This window comes from Streptomyces sp. NPDC001832 (genome assembly GCF_040297265.1).
In the GTDB taxonomy this organism is placed as follows: domain Bacteria; phylum Actinomycetota; class Actinomycetes; order Streptomycetales; family Streptomycetaceae; genus Streptomyces.
The window spans coordinates 20411-41157 of sequence record NZ_JBEOYU010000036.1; the positions used below are offsets into that span (position 1 = coordinate 20411).

Here is a 20747-nt window from a genome sequence, read left to right on the forward strand (position 1 = left end):
CCCGGTAGACATGGGCGCATGAGTGCATGGCTGTCAGACGAAACGCCCCTGCATCACAGCGACGCCCCCCGCCACGGCGCCGACATCTTCGCCCTCCTGCGGGACCGGGCGCCGAACCAGACGGCTCAGGTCACAGCGGCCGGTGCCGCCTGGCTCGCCGGCGCCGCGGCCTATCCGCGCAGTGCGCTGGCCCAGTGGCAGGCCCACCCCTCCTCGCCCGGGGTGCTGCCATGCGGTTCGGCCTTCGACGTGGTGAATGTGCCCACCCTCTTCGGGCGCCGGATGCTGGAGCACCTGTGGGCGGACGGCCCTGGCTCCGGACCCGTCGCCACCCACCACGGACGGATGCTGCTCTTCGCCTCCCCCGGCACCGCCCAGCGGCTGCCGTCGCTGCTCGACTGGGAGGAGTGGGGCGGCGGCTTCGAACCGCGGACCGGCACGGACCCGCAGGGCCGGGGCGGCGGCAAGGTCCCGCCGCTGCTCTGCCACGGCACCGGGGACGCGGTGACCGTACCGCCCCTGACCTGCACATCCTCCACCCCCGGACCCCGCTGGGTGGTAGCTCCCGACACACGCAGCCCCTGGTTGCCGGGCCCGGACGTACTGCTCTGGGCCTGTGTACGGGTGACCAGGTCGGCGCCTTCGTCGGCGGACCGGAATACGATTTTTCCTCCCGCCGATCAGGGTGCTAATGTCTACGACGTCAGCAGGCGCCGCTAGCTCAGTTGGTTAGAGCAGCTGACTCTTAATCAGCGGGTCCGGGGTTCGAGTCCCTGGCGGCGCACAGACGGAAGAAGCTCCCCCCTCGCGAAAGCGAAGGGGGAGCTTCTTCGTGCTAGGTTCCCGTGGTGATCCGGACCGTCCAGGCGCCCGACGGTGTCCGGTCGGCGACCTCGATCCTGGCGTGTGCGTCGGGGATGCTGTACCGCTCGCCGACCCGCAGCGGGGCGTCCGCGAGCGGCGCATAGACGGACCGGCCCCAGCATGCCTCGGAGCCGGGGTGGGTGTCGATGACCTGAACCGGGCCACCGCCGGACGGAGTTTCGTTCCGTACCCGGTAGATCAGGACACCTTCGGTGCAGGTCGTCCGGTCGTTGCCGGTCGCGCTGCGGGCCTCGACGACCACGGCGCTGCCCCGACCGGTCCTGATCACCGCGAGCCGGTTGCCGATGGAGGCCCCGGGCGCGGGCTCGGCGGCCATCGACTCCAGCGTGATGTCCCGGCTGCGCTGGACGCACACCACCTGTCCGCGGTCCAACCAGCCCAGCTTCCACTTGTGCCAGCCGAGGAAGTCCGGCGCGAGACCGAACTGGCTGCCCATCACATCCCAGTCGCCGACATAGGTGTCCCAGTCGCCCTTGCCGTCGGACGGCCGGTGGTAGAGGTCCGGCAGGTCGAAGACGTGCCCGGTCTCGTGGGCCAGCACATTGTGGTCCGGCGGGTGGCGCTCGAAGACGGTGACGACGCGCCTGATGTCCGTACCGTCGGCGTGCCGCGGCCGGTCGAAGTTGACGACCTTGGTGGCGTCGGAGTCGACCCCTGGCGCGTCCGGGTCGGCGACCAGGTAGACGATGTCGAACCGGGAGAAATCGACCTGCGGGTCAGCCGTGGCGATGGCATCGCGCAGATAGGCACTGCGCCGCGCGTTGTTCCAGTCGCGCTGTATGCCGTACCAGTCGGACGCCTTGGGCATCTGGATCCACTGCTGCACCGGGTGCGGGCGCAGGGTGAACTTCCCGTACGAGGCGCGCCGGAAGAACTGGGTGGTGACGGGGAAGTAGTCGGCGGCGAGTTCCCTGATGGTCGTGGTGGGGCGATGGTCCGGGAAGGAGAGAAAGACCATGACCGCGTCGAGGGAGTGGTCGGGGCGGGGGTAGGCATCGTTCCAGTCCCGCACCCCGAGCGAGTGATGCGCCTCGGTCCGGGACAGCGCACAGGGACCCGCTTCGCCGGTGGCCGCCACGGCGGGCCCGGCGACGAGGGAGGTGGCAGCGAGCGCCAGAAGTGAGGTCATGGCCGCGACCGCACCGCGCAGGGTCGGCCTCTCCACTCCCCCGGTTCTGTGCTGACGCGGCACATCTACCTCCGGGTGCGAGATGCAGTCACTCACCCACACTGTGATGATTTGAGGCTTTCGTCCTGTTGAGCTGCCCCAGTCGAGTCAACAGTCGGCCGAGGCGTTCACCCTCACGGACAGTCACAATCAATCAGCCAGGACATCGAGATAGAACGGAACCGCTCAGAAAAGATCAGTCGAGGGCAAACCGGATCGGCGCGCGACTGATCCATGTGGGGCGAACCCGGGGCGCGGAGGGGTCTGGCGCTGGAACGGCCGACGCACCAACCTCTATGCTTCACCAGGCTTTCCCGCGTGGTTTCCGCCTCCGACAACGGCGCCCCGCGCGGCGGGCCAGTCCGGCCACACCTGTTCAGGACAGAACTGCACGGCGGGAGCGAACGGTGAGCGGAACCTCCGAAGGGTCGAGGCCCGCGGCGGGCACACCCCCCCATTCCGCAGGACCGTCAGTCACGGAGCGTCACCATCCGTGGCTTCCTGCCGGAGCCGAAGGGGCCGGGCCGCACAGCTACCGTGCCGCCTTCCGGGCCGCCACGCTCCCGATGGCCGTCGTCGACCACGAGGGCCTGGTCGTCGCCGCCAACGACGCCCTCGGCGGCCTCCTCGGCTTCTCCGCCGCGGCGCTGTCCGCACAGTCGGCAGCCGATCTGCTCGACCTCGTGGCGGACGGCCGCACCTGGCACGCGTACCGCGAGGTGCTGCACCGCCGACGCTCACGGTTTTGCTGCACCCGCAGGCTCAAGCACCCCGACGGGCGCTCGATGTGGGCCGAGATCACCGTCGTACCGATGCCGGAACCGGAGGCCGGCAGGGCTGATGGCCCCGGGCCCGGCCGGGTGCTGCTCTCCGTCGCGGACATCAGCGACCGGCATGAGCTGCAGAAGCGGCTGCGCCACCTCCAGATGCACGACCCGGTGACCCGGCTGCCCAACCGGACGCTGTTCTTCGAACGTCTCTCGGCCGCGCTGGAGACACCGCCGTACGAGGACGGCAGTGTCCCCGGACACGGCCGTATCGGGCTCTGCTATCTCGATCTCGACGGCTTCAAGGCCGTCAACGACACGATGGGCCACCGGATCGGTGACCGGCTGCTCGCCGCCGTCGCCACACGGCTCACCGACTGTGCGGCCCAGGACAGCCCGCACCGCCCCGGTTCGCACCTCGTGGCGCGCTTGGGCGGCGACGAGTTCGCGATCCTGGTCGAGGACTCCACCGGTACACAGCAGCTCACCGAACTGGCCCGCAGGGTCCTCGCCGCACTGCAGAAGCCTTTCGACCTCGGCGGGCAGCGGCTCTCCGTCTCGGCCTCGATCGGAGTGGTGGAACGAGCTGTGGCCGACACCTCGGCAACCGGTCTGATGCAGGCCGCCGACACCACGCTGTACTGGGCAAAGGCGGACGGCAAGGCCCGCTGGACGGTCTTCGACCCGGAGCGCAACGCCCACCGGATGACCCGGCAGACGCTCTCCTCCAATCTGCGGCCCGCCGTCGAACGCGGCGAGTTCACCATCGAGTACCAACCGCTGGTCGGCATGGCCGACGGAGTCGTACGCGGGGTGGAGGCGCTGGTCCGCTGGAACCACCCGCAGTTCGGCATGCTCTCGCCGAATCGGTTCGTCGCGATCGCCGAGGAGGACGGCTCGATCATCCAGCTCGGCCGGTGGGTGCTGCGGTCCGCCTGCCGTCAGGCCCGGCGCTGGCAGCTCGACCATCCGGCCGAACCGCCGCTGTTCATCAGCGTCAATGTCGCCGTACGGCAGGTCTGGGACTCCGATCTGGTCACCGATGTCGCGGAGATCCTCGCCGAGACCGGTCTCGATCCCGGACTGCTGCAGCTGGAACTGACCGAGTCCGCCGTGATGGGCTCGGCGGGGCGCCCGCTCCAGGTCCTTCAGTCGCTCAGCGAAATGGGCGTACGGATCGCCATCGACGACTTCGGGACCGGCTACTCGAACCTCGCCTACCTGAGCCGGCTGCCGGTCTCCGTACTGAAGCTGGACGGCTCGTTCGTACGCGGCTTCCGCCACGAGGACGGCGACCTCCCGAGCCCCGCCGACGAGACGATCGTCGAGGCGATGGTGGAACTGGCGCACCGCCTCGGCCTGACCGTCACCGCGGAGTGCGTGGAGACGGCCGGCCAGGCGGAACGGCTGCGCAGGATCGGCTGCGACACCGGGCAGGGCTGGTTGTACTCACGCGCGGTGGCCCCGGAGCGGATCGCCGAGCTGATCGGCAGCGGAAGGCTGAAGGTCTGAGGCCGACCGGCGTATGAGGGCGACCGGCGCATGGGGGCGACGTCAGGCCGTCGGCAGCGCGTACGCGTCCGCGATGAGCTCGTAGCTGCGCAGCCGGGCCTCGCCGCCGTGCGCGTTGGCCGTGATCATCAGTTCGTCGGCGCCGGTGCGCTTGGCCAGGTCGTCAAGGCCCGTACGGACCTCGTCCGCCGTGCCGTGGACGATGTTGACCAGCCAGCCGTCCACGAACTCCCGCTCCATGGGGCTGAAGGCATACGCCTCCGCCTCTTCGGGTGTCGGGACCAGGCCGGGGCGGCCGGTGCGCAGGCGGACCATGGCCAGGGCGCCGGAGAGCACTTGGCGGCGGGCCTCGCGCTCGTCGTCGGCGGCCAGGGCCGCGACGCCGATCAGGGCGTACGGGGCGTCGAGCACCGCGGACGGCCGGAACGACTCCCGGTACAGGTCGAGGGCCGGCACCGTGTTCTGGGCCGAGAAGTGGTGGGCGAAGGCGAACGGCAGGCCGAGTACGCCGGCCAGCCGGGCGCTGAAGCCGGAGGAGCCGAGCAGCCAGATCGGCGGGCGGGCGGGGGACTGGACCCCGCCATCGGCCGTGGCCTGGACCGGGCCGGGGACCGCGTGGACACGGGCGTAGGGGTGGCCGTCCGGGAAGTCGTCGTCCAGGAACCGGGTCAGCTCGGCAAGCTGCTGCGGGAAGTCTTCGGCACCTTCGCCCAGCCGGTCCGTGCGGCGCAGTGCGGCCGCAGTCGCGCCGTCGGTGCCGGGGGCGCGCCCGAGACCGAGGTCGATGCGGCCGGGGGCCATGGCCTCCAGGGTGCCGAACTGTTCGGCGATGACGAGCGGTGCGTGGTTGGGCAGCATCACGCCGCCGGAGCCGAGCCTGATGCGCTCGGTGTGGGCGGCGAGGTGGGCCAGGATCACGGCCGGTGAGGAGGAGGCGACGCCGGGCATCGAGTGGTGTTCGGCGACCCAGTAGCGATGGAATCCACGGCGCTCGGCGAGCTGTGCGATGTCCACGCTCGTGCGCAGGGCCTGGGTGGCGGTGCGGCCCTGACCGACGGTCACCAGGTCCAGCACGGAGAGCGGAACCGTGGCCGTCCCCTCCGTCCTGCCACGGATCTTGTCGCCTCGGATCTCGTCGCCGCGAATCTCGTCCACGTCCTGGCCTCTCCGGTGATGCGCCTACGTCCGGCTGGTACGTCCGAAAGAGCACAACAGGAGGTGGTCTCCGCTTATTCCCCGGCTCACCCCTCGGCTCACCGGCGCCAGGTTTTCCCTGGCTCACCAGCCAGGGCGGGGCCGCTTTCCGTGCCACTCCTTCTTCCCGCTGCGTGCGCGCTCCCGGTCCTCGCCCCACATGGCCGCCGGGGCCGGGGGCGCCTCGCGCTCGGCAAAGATCTTGCCGAGCCTCGGAGACCAGGCCCGGCGGTCCGCCAGCCGCAGCCCTTCCCTGACGGTCACCTGGTTCCCGGTGAGGACCGGCTTGCCAAGGAGTTCCTCCAGCTCCGCCACGTGCGAGACGGTGTGCAGGGCCGTGTCGGGCAGCAGCATCACATCGGCCTCCGGCCGGTCCGCGGCTGTGACGAGTTCCTTCACCTTGTCCAGGTCCCAGGCGGCGGCCTCGGCGGCGGAGGCGAGAGAGGCGGCGTGGGTGGTGGCCACCTCGACGCCCGCGGACCGGAGAAAGACGGTGAACAGCTCGGCGATGTGCTCGGGATAGGTCGAGGCGACGGCGACGTGGTCGGCGCCCAGCTCCCGTACCGCATGGACGAAGCCGAAGGATGTGCTGGAGGCGGGCACACCTGCCGCCCGGGCCAGGGCGGCGGTCTGTTCATGGGCGCCCTCCCAGCCGTACAGGAAGCTGCCGCCGCTGCTCACCCACACGACGGACTCGACACCGGCGCGCTGCAGCTCCGCCACCCCGGCGGCCAGGCGTTCGGGCGCGCCTGTCCGTACCAGTGCGTCGATCCCGTAGACGTCCTCGTCGACGTCGGTGTGGTTCACGACCAGCCTGACGGCGTCGAGCAGGATCTCCATCCGCGGGAAGTCGTCCTCCGCATAGTGGTGGCCCGGGTAGAGAAAGCCGAGGGTCGTCATGTCCACCCTTCCTGTTCCTGCAGGTGCCTGAACGGGTATTCGGGGGCCGAACAGGTCCAAAGACGCGGCACCTGTGACCGTTTCCGCCCATCTCTCCCCAGTATTCCCCCTTCTGTCGCCACCCCCACTGCGACCTGTTGACGAAGCCGGGCGCGGGTGCGAGCGTGGTCAATCCGCACATCTCAGACGCAGCGGAGCGACTGCCTCTCATGCCAGAGCCCACTTTGCTCGTCCTGGACACCGACCCGTCGCCGCGTCTCGGCCGGCTGACCGGCCGGGCCGCCGTCCGGTACACGGGCGAGGCCGGACTCGCCGCACAGCTCCCGGAAGCCGACGTACTGCTGGTGTGGGACTTCACCTCCGACGCGGTACGGGCCGCCTGGCCCGGTGACGGACCGCGCCCGGCATGGGTGCATACGGCGAGCGCGGGCGTGGACCGGCTGCTCTGCCCGGAGCTGGCGGCCTCCGAAACGGTGGTGACCAATGCGCGGGGCATCTTCGAGCGGCCGGTCGCCGAGTATGTGTGTGGCCTGGTGCTGGCATTCGCCAAGGACCTCCCGGGCACGCTGGAGCTCCAGCACCGGCGGCAGTGGCGCCACAGGGAGAGCACACAGGTCGCGGGCAGCCGTGCGGTGGTCGTCGGCGCGGGCCCGATCGGGCGGGAGATCACCCGGCTGCTGATCAACCTCGGGGTCCAGGTGGCGCTGGTGGGACGTCGCGCGCGGCGCACCGTCCACGGCGTGGCGGAGTTGGATCGGCTGGCTTCCATGGCCGACTGGGTGATCTGCGCGGCACCGCTGACGGAGTCGACCCGTGGCATGTTCGACACGCGGTTCTTCGGGCTGATGCAGCCGTCGGCCCGCTTCATCAATGTGGGGCGCGGCCCGATGGTCGTCGAGGACGATCTGGTCGCCGCGCTGCGCAAGCGCTGGATCGCGGGCGCGGCGCTCGATGTGTTCGAGCAGGAGCCGCTGGGGCCGCAGAGCCCGCTCTGGGACGTACCGGATCTGATCGTGTCGCCGCACATGAGCGGCGACACTGCGGGCTGGCGGGAGAGGCTGGGCGAGCAGTTCGTGGAGATGTACGAACTCTGGGCGGCCGGACAGCCGTTGCCGAACGTGGTGGACAAGCAGCGCGGGTACGTCCCCGTCCCGGACCGGAGCGATTGATCTCAACCGACCTGTCCCGCCGGTCACTTCACCTGGTCATTGCAATTCATTGCAGACAAATCCGCATGACAGCCAGTCACGACGCGTTAGACGGCGGGAAATACGCGCCGCGCACCGACCGTCGCACTCCGCCGACAACGGGACACAGGGAGGTCGCACTCCGATCACTGTTCGATCACAGGAGGCCTCTTCCTGCATAGACGTACGGGATCGGGCAGGCGCTCACCCTGTCCGGACTGTTCGATCGCTCCAGGAGATTGCGAACCATGGCTGACTTCCCGAACCTGTCCCGCCGGGGCTTGCTCCATCGATCGGCGGCCGTGGGCGGCCTGCTCGTCGTTCCTGGTCTGCTCTCCGCGTGCAGCAAGACCGGCGCCGGTTCCACGGACGGTGCGGGGGCGCTCCACAAGCTCCGCAAGCAGGGCTTCGTCCGGGTCGCGTACGCCAATGAGGCCCCATACGGCTATCTGGAGGGCAAGCAGCTCAAGGGCGAGGCGCCCACCCTGCACCGGGAGATCTTCAAGGCGCTCGGCGTCGACGAACTGAAGCCCACGCTCTCCGAGTGGGACGGTCTGATCCCCGGGCTGCAGGCGGGCAAGTACGACGTGGTCAGCGCCGGCATGGCGATCACGCCGGAGCGCTGCGCCAATGCCCTCTTCTCCGAGCCCGAGTTCATCTCGCCGACCGCGCTGATGGTGAAGAAGGGCAACCCGAAGAAGGTCACCGACCTGGCATCGGCGAAGGCCGCCGGAATCACCGTCGGTGTGATGTCGGGTGCCGTCGAGGGCTCGTACGCCGAGGGCGCCGGCATCTCCAAGGACCGGATCAAGTCGCTGCAGAAACCGCAGGACGGCGCCGACGCGGTCAAGGGCGGCCGGATCGACGCGTTCCTGCTCACCGGCATCTCGCTGCGCCGGCTCGCGAAGACGAACCCCGACACCGAGGTCACCGAGGCCTTCCTGCCGGAGCTCGACGGCAAGAAGCAGTACAGCCCCGGCGGCGCCGTCTTCCGCAAGGGCAACGAGGATCTGCGGGACGCCTTCAACCGCGAGCTGAAGAAGATCGTCTCGGACAGCTCGCGCTATGTGAGCCTGCTCCGGGAGTACGGATTCGGGGCCGCCGAGATCCCGCCGGCCACCCTGAAGACGGCCGATCTGTGCCAGGTCTGACTGGGACGGAACGCACCGCATGAGTGACTTCTTCTCCGCCTTCTTCGACGACCTGCCGCAGTTGCGCTCGGGACTGTGGGTGACCCTCCAGGCCACCGTCCTGGGCGCACTGCTCGCCCTGCTCCTGGCGTTCGTCCTCGGTCTGATGTCGGTCAGCCGGCTGCTGGTGCTGCGCGGTGTCTCACGCGTGGTCGTGGAGTTCTTCCGCGGCACCTCGCTCTACATCCAGTTGTTCTGGCTCTACTACGCGATGCCGCCGCTCACGGGGTACGAACTGACGCCGCTGCTGTGCGGCGTCGTCGCCTTCGGTCTCAACTACGGGGCGTACGGCTCCGAGGTGGTGCGCGGGGCGATCAACTCCGTACCGCGTGCCCAGTACGAGGCGGCCGTCGCGCTGAACATGACGCCGCTGCACCGGATGCGGAAGGTGATCCTTCCGCAGGCCTGGGTGCAGATGATCCCGTCCTTCACCAATCTGCTGATCCAGCTGCTGAAGTGCACCCCGCTGCTGTGGCTGATCTCCGCAGCCGACCTGATGACCGTGATCCAGCAGCTGCGCGACCGAACCGGTGAGACGCTCACCGCGTACATGACCCTGCTGGCCGTCTACTTCGTCCTGGCCTACGCGCTGACCCTGCTGATGAATCTGCTGGAGCGGAGCGCCAAGCGGCGGCTCGGCCTGCCGACCGGTGCGGGCTCGCTGCTGCGCAGCCGCAGCGCCGCGCAAACCGTCGTGTCGACGGCCGGAGGTGCCCGGTGAACGGCTTCGACTGGGACGCCGTCCGGGACGCCCTTCCCCTGGTGCTCGAAGGTTTCGAGGTCACGCTGCTCGCGACCGTGCTCGGCACGCTCGTCGCCGCCGTCCTCGGGCTCGCCATCGCGGTCGCCGGACGGGCCCCGAGCAGGTTCGTGACGGTGCCGGTGCGAGCCGTGATGGAGTTCATCCGCTCCACCCCGCTGCTCGTCCAACTGGTCGGCGCGGCCGCCCTGTTCACCTCCGTCGAGCCGCTGACGATCGGCATCGTGGTGCTGGGCATCCACTACGCCACGTACACCTCCGAGGTGTACCGCGCCGGGATCGACGGTGTGCCGAAGGGCCAGTGGGAGGCCTGCCGGGCGCTCTCGCTCTCCCCGCGGCGGACCTGGCAGGCCGTGGTCCTGCCGCAGGCGGTGCGCAATGTGCTGCCCGCTCTCGGCAACTACGCGGTCTCGATGTTCAAGGAGACCCCGTTCCTTGCCGTGATCACGGTGCAGGAGATGGTCTTCGAGGCCCGTAAGTACGGTGCCGACCACTTCGCCTACACCGAGGCATTCACGCTCGCCGGGCTGGTCTTCCTGGTCGCGAGCTACCCCACCTCGCTGCTGATGAGAAAGCTGGAGATGCGCCTTGGCCACTGAACCCCTCCCCCTGCAGAAGACGACCGCGGCCCCCCTGGATATCGCCCCGGTCCCCGCCACGTCGCACACCGGCCATCCGCTGGTCCGCTTCGACAACGTCGTGAAGCGGTACGGCGACCACGTCGTCCTCGACGGGCTGGACTTCTCGGTGCGGCGCGGCGAACACGTCACCCTGATCGGCCCCAGCGGCTCGGGCAAGACCACCATCCTGCGGCTGCTGATGACGCTGGAGAAGGTCAGCGACGGAGTGATCCGGGTCGACGGCGAACCGCTGTCCCACATCAAGGCACCCGACGGCTCGCTGAGGCCGGCGACGGAGAAGCATCTGCGCGAGGCCCGCAAGAAGATCGGCATGGTCTTCCAGCAGTTCAACCTCTTCCCCCATATGAAGGTGCTGCAGAACATCACCGAGGCCCCGGTCAGCGTGCTGGGCATGGACCGCGACGAGGCGGAGGGCCGCGCCCGCGAACTGCTCGACCTGGTCGGGCTCTCGGGAAAGATCGACGCGCATCCCTCCCAGCTCTCCGGCGGCCAGCAGCAGCGGGTGGCGATCGCCCGCGCGCTGGCGATGCGGCCGGAGATCCTGCTGCTGGACGAGGTGACGTCCGCGCTCGACCCGGAGCTCGTGGCGGGTGTGCTGGAGCTGCTGAGCGACATCGCCAGGAACACCGACATCACCATGCTCTGCGTGACCCACGAGATGAACTTCGCCCGGGACGTCTCGGAGACGGTACTGATGTTCGATGCCGGACGCGTGGTCGAGTCGGGTCCACCGGAAAAAATCTTCACCGATCCCGAGCACGAACGTACGCGCGAGTTCCTCGCCGCGGTGCTGTGACCTCGGCACACGCGATACGCCAATGACTCTGGCATATTCCAAACTTGGGTGCGCCCCAGCCTACGGCGTCGGGGCGCCCCATCAAGCCGCCAACAGCAGCCCCAAAAGGGCCTCTTGGCGGCTATCGTGGTGGCAGATTCTGCGGCCGCAACCTGGTGGGGGGAACCGTGGCATTGAAGCCCGAACCGACCGCACCGATTCATTCGGTGCAGTACGCCCTTCGCGTCCTCGAAACGGTCTCCAGTCACAGCAACGGCGTGACGGGCACCCAGATATCGCGGGAGACGGGACTGCACATCAGGCATCTCACCCCCCTGCTGCTGACGCTGCGCCGCGAGGGATACGTCGAGCAGGCCGCCGACGGCGCGTATGTCATCGGCTCCTCGCTGCTGCTCCCCGGCTTCGGCGCGGCTCGCAGACAGGCCCTTGAGGCCAGACTCCAGCGGATACTGGCGCAACTGCGCGATTCGGTCGGCGCGGCGGTCTACATCAGCCGGTACGTCGACGGCGAGATCCGCGTCACACAGTACGCCGACGGCCCCCGCACCCCCGCGGTCAACGAGTGGGTGGACTTCCGTTCCGCCGCGCACGCCTCGGCGGTCGGCAAGTGCCTGCTGGCCCAGCTCGACCAGAACGGCCGCCGCGACCACCTCGCGCGTCACAAGACGGCCCGGCTCACGTCGCGGACGATCACCAGCGAGAAGGTGCTCTTCTCGAAGCTGGACAGCCAGCCGGCGACGGCCCCGGTGCTCGACCTCCAGGAGTACGCGGTCGGCACGGTGTGCGCGGCGGTACCGCTTACGGCCGGGTCGTCGGCGGGTTGCCTGGCACTGTCCCTGCCGGTCGAGGACGCGCATCGCCTGCGCGCGGCGGCGGCCACACTGAACCGGCGGGCGGCACCCGTGCTCCTGTCGCTGGCGCTCTAGGGCCGCGGCAGGCAACGTTTGCCCGTCAAGGAGTGGCGTCCGGTGCGTGCTCTCGGCGTGCCGGCCGGAAGCCCTCGTACTGGACGTACTTGGGCTTTCGTCCGGTGCGGCGAGAGTGCGTGCCGGGCGTCGCGACGGGGCGAACGTTGCCTGCCGCGGCACTAGGGGGCGGGTTCATTCTGGCTTGATGAGTCCCGTTTCGTCCGGGTGTCACCAGCACCCCTCGGGAACAGGTATTATTTTCGAGTCAGCAGGCGCCGCTAGCTCAGTTGGTTAGAGCAGCTGACTCTTAATCAGCGGGTCCGGGGTTCGAGTCCCTGGCGGCGCACAGACAACGCACTGGGCGGTTCAGGTACACACCTGAACCGCCCAGTGCGTTTCTGCTGCCCATCAAGATGTACGAACGTTTTACACATCCGTTCTAGTCCCGTCGCGGCGCTAGTGCCGGTCGCGGCGCTAGAGAAGGCCGTCGCGCCCGTGCGCCTCGTACTCGCTCAGCAGGGCCGCCAGCTGATCGCCCCCGAACGGGTCGTACGTGCCACCTGGGCCGCGCCACCACACGGAGCCCCCGCTCCAGAAGCCCTCGCGGCGCAACCCCACCCGGTGCACCTTGTTCGTCGCCGTCACCGGCATCGCCGGGACGATCCGCACGAAGCGGGGGGCCATCTTCGTCCCCAGGTCCGGCTGGGCGGCCAGGAACGCGGCGAAGGCCTCCGGGTCGAACACCGCCCCCGCCCGCATCGCGAACGCCGCCATCACCTGGTCCCCCGCCACCGGGTCCGGCACCGCGTACACCGCCACGGCCACCGCGTCCTGCCAGCGGGCCAGGATGCTCTCGATCACCGCGGCTGCCAGGTTCTCGCTGTCCACCCGCAGCCGGTCGTCCGTACGGCCCGCGAAGTAGAGGAAGCCGTCGGCGTCGCGGAAGAAGAGGTCCCCGGTCCAGTACCAGCCTCCGCGCACCCGGTCCGCGTCCGCCGCCTCATTGCGCCAGTACCCCTCGAAGGGCGTACGGCCCCGGTTGACCAACTCCCCTATCGCCTCCGCCCCGTTGGTCAGCCTTCCGAACTCGTCGAAGACAGCTGCGGTCCGCTCCTCGCCGGTCTCCGGGTCGACGACCGCGAGATCGTCGTGCGCCGACGCCTTCCCAATCGCGCGCTCCGGGGTGTCCGGGGTCCGCTGGATCGCCGCGCCGCCCTCTGAGGAGCCGTAGCCCTCGACCAGCCGCACCCCGAACCGCTCCCGGAAGCGGGCCGCGTCCACCGCGCCGGCCTCGGTACCGAAGCCGAGCCGCAGCGAGTGCTCGCGGTCATCAGGGCGCTCGCGGGTGGCCAGCAGATACTGCACGGCGCGGCCGACATAGGTGAAGTACGTGGCCCCGTGCGCCCGTACGTCGTCCAGAAAACCGGAGGCCGAGAAGCGGCGGCGCAGCGCGACCGCGGCTTCGCCGGCCAGCGCGGGCGCCCAGTCGGCGATCACCGCGTTGCCGTGGAACATCGGCATGCAGATGTAGTGGACGTCTTCGCGCCGGACGCCGAAGTGATCGACGAGGGACTGCCCGGCCGCGGCCAGCCGTCCCTGGGAGCAGATCGCGGCTTTGGGGGCGCCGGTCGAGCCCGAGGTGAAGTAGAGCAGCATCCTGGTTCCCGGCCCGGCTTCGACCAGGACCGTGTCGCCCGGTGTCGCTCCGGCGTACGGGGCGAGCAGTTCGGCGTACTCGTCGGTTTCGGTGACCAGCACCCGTACACCCGGGAGATCCAGTCCGTCGAGCAGCGGCAGATGGGTGCGTTCGGTGACCAGGACGCGGCAGTCGGTGTGCAGGATGTCGCGGGCCAGTTCGGCGCCGCGCCGGGTGGGGTTGATACCGGCGACGGCGGCCCCGGACAGGGCCGCCGCGCTCAACCAGAGAGGAAATTCAGGGGTGTTGTCCAGCAGCACCCCGAGGTGCGGTTCGCTGCCCGTCGGCAGCAGATCCGCGAGGAGCGCGGCCCGTGCGGCAGCGCCCGAGGCGATCTGGTGATGACTGAGGACGGTGTCCTCAGATCTCAGTCCGGGCCGGTGGTCGCCCCATTGGCGCTGTACGAGCTCCGCGACGGTGCCTGCGCTCCCCATGGCGCCGCACGGTAACTGACTGCACATCAGAACTGAACATCGGAGCACGCACAGAACGCACGGAGCGCGGTGGTCTACGGGGGCTCCCCCGAAGACCTCAGGACCCCTCCCCGCCGCTGTGACCGGTGTAGAAGGCCACCGTCAAGTCCTTGATCAGCGACTTGCGTTCGTAGTCGTCCAGTTCCACGACCCCTCTCGCCGTCAGCCGGCTGACAGTGCCGTCCACGGCGTCAACCACCGAAGTCAGCACAGTGTCGCGGTGCTTGGCGTCGATGGCGGCGATCCGGCGGCGCTGCATGGCCGCGGCGACCTCCGGCGCGTACTCGATTCCGGTCGGCTGCGCCGAGTACACCTCGATACCGACCGGCTCGCAGTCCGCCTTCAGCAGCCGGGTCAGCGCATCACCTACTGCCTCCGCGTTGCGCAAAGTGTGCGCGTCCTCGTGGAAGGCGTCGGCCGGCAACTGCGAGAGGACCCGGGCCATCGCCGCCTCGACCTGCTCGTGCAGATACGCCTCGTGGTCCGCGACCCCGAGCGCCGCCCGTGCTGTGTCCCTGATCTGCCAGACGACGAGGACGACGACGCGCAGCGCCGTACCGTTGGCGTCCACGGCGGGGAGCGGTTCGCTGCGCCAGTGCCGCAGGCGTACGTCGACCCGGCGGCGCAGCAGCACCGGGCTGATCCACATCAGCCCGGTCCGCCGCACACTCCCCCGGTACTCGCCGAAGAGCGTCAGCACCCAGGCGTACCCGGCCCGTCCACGGCTCAGACCGCCGAACGCGTAGATCACCGCCATCACCACCATGGCGAGCGCCACCCAGGCCCGGCGACCGATCCCGTCGTACGGACGCGAGTCGATACCGAACCGGGCGAGCGCGGCGGCGGGCAGCGCGCCGACCCACCAGAGGACAGCGCAACCGGCAACGATCCCCACCAGCCCGCCGAGCAGCGCCACCCAGCCGGGCAGCGCGGGCCACGACCGCTCGGCAAGCTTTGGATCGGCGGCCGGCGCCGACCGTGTCGAAGGGTGCACCTGCGGCCCGCTCGGCACCTGCGGCCCGCTCGGCACCTGCGGCCCGCTCGGCACCTGCGGCCCGCTCGGTACCGGCGGCCCCGGCGTCTTCGCCTTCTCCAGCCCCCCTTCCCGTTCCCTCGCGTTCTCCGGGGTTCCGGAGCTGTCCAACACCGTGGATCCCATTCCCGCCTCCGTCATGTCCGTTTTGTCACGCGAAAAGCTGTCTTTGTCATGCGAAAAGTTGTCGCCAGTCTCCGGACCTGGGTGCCGTCGACCGCTCCGCCCCGCCGGCCCTGGGCCCGTCGCCAGGCCTCAAATCAAGATCTTTGGTCGCACCTGCACGAGTGCCCGCGCCTCAACTCTCCCGACATATCACACTTTGACGGATAGAAGGGAAAAAACGTCTATTCGACAGGCCGTGGTGGTCGGGAAATGGTCAGGAGCACACCTCGCCTTCAGGTAGAGTTCTCCAGGTCAGCAGGCGCCGCTAGCTCAGTTGGTTAGAGCAGCTGACTCTTAATCAGCGGGTCCGGGGTTCGAGTCCCTGGCGGCGCACGCAGAGTCAAGGCCCTCTCACTACACGTGAGGGGGCCTTGTTCGTTCACGAACTCCCCCGAACTTCTCGCCGGTCAAGTAGGCGGAGACGACCACATTCGCGTCGTACGAGTGCGACGCCCGGTCGTAGGTGCCGCCGCAGGTGATCAGGCGGAGTTCCGCGCGGCCCTTCTCGCGTGGGCCGTACGCCTTGTCGGCGTCGAAACGTTCCCGGGTGAAGACCTGGACGTCGTCGACGGTGAATTCGGCGACCGTGCCATCGGCGCGGGTCACCTCGACCTTGGCGCCGGGACGGGCCGCGCTGAGCCCGTAGAAGACGGCCGGTCTGGTCTTGGTGTCGACGTGGCCGACGAAGAGGGCGGGGCCCTTCGCGCCGGGCTCGACGCCGTTGCCGTACCAGCCGACGGTCTGGGGCGTGTCGAACGGCGGTGGTTCGATCGCCCCGTCCTTGTCCAGGCCGCGGGCGACCACGGGTGCCTTGACGCCGATCGACGGGATCTCGACCCGCTCCGGCACGGCGCCCTCGATCGGGTCGTGCGGCGGGGGCAGCGGGACGCCGAGCGGGCGGCCGACCGCGGCCATGTCGCCGGTGGTCGGGGCGGAGCTGGCGAAGGAGCCGTCGGCGATGTCGCGGCCCCAGAGCCACAGCGCCATCAGCAGGACGGCCCAGGCCACTCCGGTGAGCAGTCTGCCGTGGCCCTCGGGGCTGTCGGGGGCGGACATCTCAGTCCTCGGCCGAGCGACGACGGCGCACGCGGCGGAACGCAACGGCGACGGCCGCGACAGCGGCCAGGACCAGACCGATCACCGCATGCACGGTGCCGGGGCCGTCCTGCTGATGGGCTTCCTTGCTGGTGAGGACGGCGGTGCCGCCGCCTCCCGCACTGACCGGCGCGAGGGGTGTGGCCTGGTCGCGGTCAATGACGGTGACCGTGCCGGACGCCTTGGTGCCCTTGTCGTCCGTACAGACGATCTGGATGTCGTAGTCGCCCGGGGAGGCGTCCGAGCTGATCCGGGCCTTGGCGTAGAGGCCCCCGTCCGAAGCGGGTGAGAAGCGTGCCTCGGAGGCGAAGACATCGGAATTGCCCTTGGCCTCCTTGCCCCCGCAGGCGTCCAGTCGCAGGGCCACCTCGCCACCCGGGGCGGCGGAAGTCGGCGTCACCGAGAGTGTGCTGCGGGAGTCCGAGCCCGTCCGGTCGGACCCGGAGTCGGAGTCGGCCAGTGCGGCGGAAGCCGGCACCAGGGTCGCCGCGACGACCGCGGCGGCACAGAACGTGATGGGTATCGAACGCATCGTGAACCTCCTTAAGGAAGGTTCACGCCTGCTCCGGCCTTCCGCATCCGCAGAAACACGGGGGACGACCGGCAACGAAGGCCCGGAGCCCTCCCCCGCCCCCTCGGGGGCCGGTGCCCCGCCGGGCTCAGTCCACGTCGACGAGGTCGACCAGATCGGCGATGGAATCGACGACCCTGGACGGCCGGAAGGGGTACTTGTCGATGTCGGCCACCGCGGTGAGACCGGTGAGGACCAGGAACGTCTGCATCCCCGCCTCCAGGCCCGCCAGCACATCGGTGTCCATCCGGTCGCCGATCATGGCGCTGGACTCGGAGTGTGCGCCGATCGCGTTGAGCCCGGTGCGCATCATCAGTGGGTTGGGCTTGCCCGCGAAGTACGGGGCCTTGCCGGTGGCCTTGGTGATGAGGGCGGCGACGGACCCGGTGGCGGGCAGCGGGCCCTGGGGGGACGGGCCGGTCTCGTCCGGGTTGGTGCAGATGAAGCGGGCGCCGCCGTTTATCAGCCGGATCGCCTTGGTGAGCGCCTCGAAGCTGTACGTACGGGTCTCGCCGAGGATCACGTAGTCCGGCTCGTGGTCGGTGAGGACATAGCCGATGTCGTGCAGGGCGGTGGTGAGCCCGGCCTCGCCGATGACGTACGCCGTGCCGCCGGGCCGCTGATCGTCCAGGAACTGGGCGGTGGCCAGGGCGGAGGTCCAGATGTTCTCCACGGGCACATCCAGACCCATGCGCTTGAGGCGGGCGTGAAGGTCGCGGGCGGTGTAGATCGAGTTGTTCGTGAGGACCAGGAAGGGCAGCCCCGAGTCCCGCAACCGCTTGATGAAGGTATCCGCCCCGGGGACTGGCGTCCCCTCGTGGATCAGGACGCCGTCCATGTCGGTGAGCCAGGATGAGATCGGCTTGCGTTCTGCCATGCGGGACTCCTGCCGTACGCCGTGTGCGGGGGACGCCGGCGGCACCGCGTCGTGCAGCGCCGACGTCCCCGATTTTAGGCCGTCCGCTCAACCAGCCGATACGGCCGGCGCCTCACGCGGCGGGCACGGCGTCGCGGGTGGTGCCGCCGGCCTCTTCGGTTTCCCCGGTCCCGCCGGTCTCCCCGGTCTCGCCGGTCTCCCCGGTGTCCTCGACGATGGCGAAGCGGTAGTCGTCGGACTCGCCGACCCAGGCCCCGTCGTCCTTCCCGGTCCCGCCACCCGCTGCGTGCTGCCGCTGGACGATCACGGCGTTGGCGGTGACCCGGCCCGGGCTGGTGTCCGAGGTGAACGCCATCCGGACCCGGACGGTGACGGTACGGCCCGCGGGGATGGTGAAGCCGTCGAAGGAGTCGCCGCCATCGCCGCCGAAGACACCGATGTGTTCGTCCTGGTCGGTGGTCTCCCAGGTGACGCGGTGCTCCACATCGGGACGGCTCTGCTCGCAGAACTCCAGCTGGATCTGGTCGGAGGTCAGCTTCCGGTCCTCGTCGGTGAGGACCAGCACCGGATGGATGGCCCGGCACGACTCGGTGGTGGTGTTGGTGAGATCCAGGAACCAGGTTCCGTAGCCGCCGCCGGACGCGTAGGTGTCCGGGCCGCCGTGTATACGGGTACTGATCGGGAAGTCGCGCGCGTCCGCATCACCGCAGGTGGGCTGCTGGTCGGCGGTGGTGGAGTCCGGCTTCGAGACCGGGGTGGCCGAAGGCGCGCCCAAGGCGGGTGCGGCGAATGAGCCACCGAGGACGGCGGGAACCACGCTCGCCGCCGCCAGCCCGAGCGCGAACCCGTGCCGCGTCCGCCCGCGGAGCGGGTACGGCGGCGGCGAGGCAGGACCGGCAGCGGCGTCGGATTCGGGGACGGAGGCGGCGGAGGACAGCGGGATGGATGCAGGACCGGCCGCCGGGGTGGATGCGGGGGTGGAATCGGAAAGCCTGCCGGACGGGGGCGGTGTGGGGGGCATGGGGGCACCCTTCGCTGCTCGCGGAACGGTCGGCTCGCCCCGTTCGCCGGAGTTCACCGGTTCTGGGCCGCGACGCTGCCACTCACGCGCGAGGCGACCGGCACCGGCATACCGGAGGGCCGCTCGGTCGGCCGCCGGGAACCGCTCGATCAGCTCAGATGGACCGGCAAATGGGGCGCGGTGTCGCGGGGCTGGGCACGCACATCTGCCGCGTTGTCGTCAATCACCGACTCTTCGGCAACAGAGTTGCTTAAGTGGCAGGCATGACTGGCAACGCGACTCATGAGATGCCCGAGCTGTCCGGGACCCCCTTGCGCGTCGGACTCGTCGGCTACGGCCTGGCGGGTTCCGTCTTCCACGCCCCCCTGATCGCCGCGACCGACGGCCTCGTCCTCGACACGGTCGTCACCTCGAGCGAGGAGCGGCGGGCGCAGGCGCGCGCCGAGTTCCCCGATGTAAGGTTCGCCGCCGCGCCGGAGGAGCTGTGGGGGCGCGCGGACGAACTCGACCTGATCGTGATCGCCTCGCCGAACAGGAGCCATGTCCCGATCGCGACCGCCGCGCTCAAGGCCGGTCTGCCGGTCGTCGTGGACAAGCCGATCGCCGGTACGGCCGCCGAGGCGCGGGGGCTCGCGGCCCTCGCCGAGGAGCGCGGGCTGCTGCTCTCGGTCTTCCAGAACCGCCGTTGGGACAACGACTTCCTCACTCTCGCCCGCTTGGTCGTGGACGGTGAGCTGGGTGACGTACAGCGCTTCGAGTCCCGTTTCGAGCGGTGGCGCCCGCAGCCGAAGGGCGGCTGGCGCGAGTCGGGCGACCCGCAGGAGATCGGCGGGCTGCTGTACGACCTGGGCAGCCATGTCGTCGACCAGGCGCTCGTGCTGTTCGGACCGGCGGTGCGGGTGTACGCGGAGTCCGATGTGCGCCGCCCCGGCGCCGCCGCCGACGACGACACGTTCCTCGCGATCACCCATGCGAACGGGGTCCGCTCACATCTGTACGTCAGCGCCACCACGGCCCAGCTCGGCCCGCGCTTCCGGGTGCTCGGCTCGACCGCCGGCTATGTGAAGTACGGCCTCGACCCGCAGGAGGCCGACCTGCGCGCGGGCGCGCGTCCGACGCCAGGCCGGCCGTGGGGCGAGGAGCCCGAGGCGCTGTGGGGCCGGATCGGTTCGGGCGAGTCCCCGTTGACGGGCGGCGGCGCCCCGGTCCGCACGCTGCCGGGTGACTACCCCGCGTACTACGCGGCGGTCACCGACGCACTGCGCGGAAGGGGTGACAATCCAGTGACCGCCCTCCAGGCCGCCGCTGCCCTGGACGTACTGGAGGCCGCACGCCGCTCGGCCCGCGAGGGCGTCGCCGTAGCCCTGCCCGCCACAACCCCGCCCGCCTCCGCCGATACCGATACCGATACCGAGGAGCAGACCGCATGAACCCCACCGCGCCGACCATCTCCGAGCTCATCGCTCAGGAACGCCGACTGACGCTGCCACATTTCAGCTATGACGACGCGTACGCGCTCGGTGGCCTGCTCGTCTCGATGGCCCGGGAAAGACACGCCCCGGTCGCGATCGACATCCGCCGCGGCGCACAGCAGCTGTTCCACGCCGCGCTGCCCGGCTCGAGCGCGGACAACGACGCCTGGATCGACCGCAAGCGCAAGGTCGTGGAACGGTACGGCGAGAGCTCGTACCTGGTCGGATCCCGGTTCCGGGCCAAGGGGACGACGTTCGACGATGCCTCTCGCCTGGACCCGGACATGTACGCCGCGCACGGGGGTTCGTTCCCGATCGCGGTCGAGGGCGCGGGCGTCATCGGCTCGGTGACGGTCTCGGGCCTGCCTCAGGCGGAGGACCACGCCTTGGTGGTCGAGGCGCTGGAGCAGTTCGCGACGACGATCGGCGCGTGACG

The 20747-nt window shown here is 69.9% G+C and carries 18 protein-coding genes, 3 tRNA genes and 1 pseudogene; 13 read left to right on the forward strand and 9 right to left on the reverse strand.

Annotation, left to right across the window (positions count from 1 at the left end):
• Positions 1-18: 18 nt before the first annotated feature.
• Together ABT115_RS23755 and ABT115_RS23760 are read left to right on the forward strand one after the other, a co-directional pair.
• Positions 19-720 carry a bifunctional DNA primase/polymerase gene (locus ABT115_RS23755; protein WP_351793272.1) on the forward strand — a complete coding sequence of 234 codons (702 nt, stop codon included), beginning with the start codon at positions 19-21 and terminating at the stop codon, positions 718-720.
• Positions 711-784: transfer RNA gene (locus ABT115_RS23760), tRNA-Lys, on the forward strand. Before ABT115_RS23755 ends, ABT115_RS23760 begins: the two co-directional genes overlap by 10 nt.
• A gap of 51 nt (positions 785-835) precedes the next feature.
• On the opposite strand, the gene ABT115_RS23765 is transcribed toward ABT115_RS23760, so the two are convergent.
• On the reverse strand, positions 836-2050 hold the full coding sequence (locus ABT115_RS23765; RefSeq protein ID WP_351793274.1) for a M6 family metalloprotease domain-containing protein: 1215 nt from the start codon (positions 2048-2050) through the stop codon (positions 836-838).
• 410 nt (positions 2051-2460) lie between these two features.
• Here ABT115_RS23765 and ABT115_RS23770 point away from each other — a divergent pair, with 410 nt between their 5' ends.
• Positions 2461-4332: a putative bifunctional diguanylate cyclase/phosphodiesterase gene (locus tag ABT115_RS23770; protein WP_351793277.1), complete on the forward strand. Its 1872-nt coding sequence runs from the start codon at positions 2461-2463 to the stop codon at positions 4330-4332.
• Between the two features lie 42 nt (positions 4333-4374).
• Here the strand turns inward: ABT115_RS23770 and ABT115_RS23775 are convergent, their stop codons facing one another.
• Positions 4375-5487 (reverse strand): LLM class flavin-dependent oxidoreductase, encoded by a 1113-nt coding sequence (locus ABT115_RS23775; protein ID WP_351793280.1) that lies wholly within the window; start codon positions 5485-5487, stop codon positions 4375-4377.
• A 123-nt stretch (positions 5488-5610) separates the two neighbouring features.
• Complete coding sequence (locus tag ABT115_RS23780) at positions 5611-6426, reverse strand: maleate cis-trans isomerase family protein (protein WP_351793282.1); 816 nt, start codon at positions 6424-6426, stop codon at positions 5611-5613.
• Between the two features lie 209 nt (positions 6427-6635).
• Between ABT115_RS23780 and ABT115_RS23785 the strand changes: the two genes are divergently transcribed.
• From ABT115_RS23785 to ABT115_RS23815, 7 genes are all read left to right on the forward strand, one after another.
• Positions 6636-7595 carry a D-2-hydroxyacid dehydrogenase gene (locus tag ABT115_RS23785; RefSeq protein ID WP_351793285.1) on the forward strand — a complete coding sequence of 320 codons (960 nt, stop codon included), beginning with the start codon at positions 6636-6638 and terminating at the stop codon, positions 7593-7595.
• A gap of 266 nt (positions 7596-7861) precedes the next feature.
• Positions 7862-8764, forward strand: a complete 903-nt coding sequence (gene ehuB, locus ABT115_RS23790; RefSeq protein ID WP_351793287.1) for an ectoine/hydroxyectoine ABC transporter substrate-binding protein EhuB — start codon at positions 7862-7864, stop codon at positions 8762-8764.
• Between the two features lie 19 nt (positions 8765-8783).
• On the forward strand, positions 8784-9524 hold the full coding sequence (gene ehuC / locus ABT115_RS23795; RefSeq protein ID WP_351793290.1) for an ectoine/hydroxyectoine ABC transporter permease subunit EhuC: 741 nt from the start codon (positions 8784-8786) through the stop codon (positions 9522-9524).
• Positions 9521-10162: an ectoine/hydroxyectoine ABC transporter permease subunit EhuD gene (ehuD, locus tag ABT115_RS23800; RefSeq protein WP_351793293.1), complete on the forward strand. Its 642-nt coding sequence runs from the start codon at positions 9521-9523 to the stop codon at positions 10160-10162. The genes ehuC and ehuD overlap by 4 nt, the downstream gene beginning before the upstream one ends.
• Positions 10152-11000, forward strand: coding sequence for an ectoine/hydroxyectoine ABC transporter ATP-binding protein EhuA (gene ehuA / locus ABT115_RS23805; protein WP_351793296.1), 849 nt, complete (start codon positions 10152-10154; stop codon positions 10998-11000). Before ehuD ends, ehuA begins: the two co-directional genes overlap by 11 nt.
• A 167-nt stretch (positions 11001-11167) precedes the next feature.
• On the forward strand, positions 11168-11926 hold the full coding sequence (locus ABT115_RS23810) for an IclR family transcriptional regulator (RefSeq protein WP_351793298.1): 759 nt from the start codon (positions 11168-11170) through the stop codon (positions 11924-11926).
• 254 nt (positions 11927-12180) lie between these two features.
• Positions 12181-12254, forward strand: a tRNA-Lys gene (locus tag ABT115_RS23815).
• A 128-nt stretch (positions 12255-12382) separates the two neighbouring features.
• On the opposite strand, the gene ABT115_RS23820 is transcribed toward ABT115_RS23815, so the two are convergent.
• Positions 12383-14038, reverse strand: a complete 1656-nt coding sequence (locus ABT115_RS23820) for an AMP-binding protein (RefSeq protein ID WP_351793301.1) — start codon at positions 14036-14038, stop codon at positions 12383-12385.
• 97 nt (positions 14039-14135) lie between these two features.
• A pseudogene (locus ABT115_RS23825) lies at positions 14136-15095 on the reverse strand (SPFH domain-containing protein); the annotation flags it as partial.
• A 439-nt stretch (positions 15096-15534) separates the two neighbouring features.
• On the opposite strand from ABT115_RS23825, the gene ABT115_RS23830 reads away from it, so the two are divergent.
• Positions 15535-15608, forward strand: a tRNA-Lys gene (locus tag ABT115_RS23830).
• A 21-nt stretch (positions 15609-15629) separates the two neighbouring features.
• Here the strand turns inward: ABT115_RS23830 and ABT115_RS23835 are convergent.
• The 4 genes from ABT115_RS23835 to ABT115_RS23850 form a co-directional block, all read right to left on the reverse strand.
• A complete protein-coding gene (locus tag ABT115_RS23835; RefSeq protein ID WP_351793303.1) occupies positions 15630-16331 on the reverse strand; it encodes a class F sortase in 702 nt (233 codons plus the stop codon).
• A 1-nt stretch (position 16332) separates the two neighbouring features.
• Complete coding sequence (locus ABT115_RS23840; RefSeq protein ID WP_351793306.1) at positions 16333-16902, reverse strand: hypothetical protein; 570 nt, start codon at positions 16900-16902, stop codon at positions 16333-16335.
• A 127-nt stretch (positions 16903-17029) separates the two neighbouring features.
• Entirely contained in the window at positions 17030-17818 is a 789-nt protein-coding gene (locus ABT115_RS23845) for an HAD-IIA family hydrolase (RefSeq protein WP_351793309.1), read from the reverse strand.
• Between the two features lie 112 nt (positions 17819-17930).
• The gene (locus tag ABT115_RS23850; protein WP_502969150.1) at positions 17931-18839 is read right to left on the reverse strand and encodes a hypothetical protein; all 909 of its coding nucleotides are present in this window, start codon (positions 18837-18839) and stop codon (positions 17931-17933) included.
• 263 nt (positions 18840-19102) lie between these two features.
• On the opposite strand from ABT115_RS23850, the gene ABT115_RS23855 reads away from it, so the two are divergent.
• Both ABT115_RS23855 and ABT115_RS23860 read left to right on the forward strand, forming a co-directional pair.
• A complete protein-coding gene (locus tag ABT115_RS23855; protein WP_351793364.1) occupies positions 19103-20269 on the forward strand; it encodes a Gfo/Idh/MocA family protein in 1167 nt (388 codons plus the stop codon).
• Positions 20266-20745, forward strand: a complete 480-nt coding sequence (locus ABT115_RS23860) for a heme-degrading domain-containing protein (RefSeq protein WP_351793312.1) — start codon at positions 20266-20268, stop codon at positions 20743-20745. The genes ABT115_RS23855 and ABT115_RS23860 overlap by 4 nt, the downstream gene beginning before the upstream one ends.
• Positions 20746-20747: the final 2 nt, after the last annotated feature.